Raw genomic sequence first — 1,263 nt, 5'->3', positions numbered from 1 at the left:
CTGAAATTTGGCGCGACTTGATTTTCCTTCATAAATCACTCTCCATTTCCTTAACTTGAGAATACGTATGCATATGAATTTGCTAAATTAGTATCTGGCGTTGATCAGTTCAGACGGTTGCAGGACCAATGTTGGTAGAGCCGCGAATGATCAGTTCGCCGGGTATGCGAATAGCCGCTGGTGGAAAGTCTGCCGGATCAAACAGCAGGGACAGGGACCGCCCCACCATCGCCTCGATCGGCTGGCGGAAGGTGGTGAGGTCGTATGCCGGCCAGGCGGCCGAGGGAATGTCATCGAAGCCCACGATGGAAACATCGCGCGGAACTTTCAGCCCAAGCCCGAAGCGCGCTGCATCCAGCGCGCCAAGCGCCATGACATCGGCGATACAGAAGATGGCGTCCGGGGGAGTCGGGCCGGACAGCAGATTGATCGCTGCCCTGTAACCCCCGCCATAGGTGTTTTCGCCGAATTGCTCGCTAATGATTTGGACTCCATGGCGGCGCAATTCATCCTGAAAACCGGCGCTACGTTCGCGGTGGGTCGACGTATCAGGGCGGCCCCCTATAAGGGCTATACGCCTATGCCCTGCGGCAACAAGAAGGGCGGCAACTTCCATAGAAGCCGACCTGTTCTCGCAGCACACTGAATTGATCGAAAAGTCGTCGACGGAGCGGTTGAACAAAACCACCCGAGTGTTCCTGTTGTGCAGGATGTCGCGCATTCGCGACGACAACACAGCTGACGTGACGATCAAACCGTCGATCTCGTACTGAAGCATCGATGGCAGCACGTCATCGACTTCGAAACCCTTGGGCACGGAAAGCAACAGGAGCTGCTTGCCCATGGCGTTGAGCTTCTGGGTGTAGATTTCCAGGACGGCCGGGTAGAACGGATTGAGGATATCGGCCATGATCAGGCCAACCATATTCGTCTTCTTCGTCTGCAGGCTTCGCGCGATCCCATTTGGCGTATAGCCCAAGCGCTCCGCCGTCTTGCGAATCTTTTTCTTTGTCTCCTCTGAAATCCTCCCGTCGCCGGCGAGCGCGCGAGACACCGTCGATTGCGATACGCCAGCCTCCCGCGCGACATCCACCGAAGTTGACCGTCTCATGCATTGGATCCTTGCGCAAATCAGCTTTTGCGCCTGTTATGCTGCCTTGCGCGCAGCAATAGCAAGACGATGCGCGAGATCAAACGCTGCTGTCAGGCCGGCGGGGTCGGCGCGATTTTGGCCAACAATGTCGTAGGCTGTTCCTTGCGAGG

The 1,263-nt window shown here is 56.6% G+C and carries 1 protein-coding gene; it reads right to left on the bottom strand.

The window, feature by feature from the left end; genetic code table 11:
- Window positions 1-109: 109 nt before the first annotated feature.
- Window positions 110-1,111 carry a LacI family DNA-binding transcriptional regulator gene (locus tag EOA22_RS34040; protein ID WP_082826744.1) on the bottom strand — a complete coding sequence of 334 codons (1,002 nt, stop codon included), beginning with the start codon at window positions 1,109-1,111 and terminating at the stop codon, window positions 110-112.
- Window positions 1,112-1,263 lie beyond the last annotated feature (152 nt).

This window comes from Mesorhizobium sp. M7A.F.Ca.US.014.04.1.1, assembly GCF_003998745.1.
Taxonomy (GTDB): domain Bacteria; phylum Pseudomonadota; class Alphaproteobacteria; order Rhizobiales; family Rhizobiaceae; genus Mesorhizobium; species Mesorhizobium ciceri.
The sequence above is the reverse complement of the archived record's forward strand: the minus strand, read 5'-3'. Positions and strand labels throughout refer to the sequence as shown.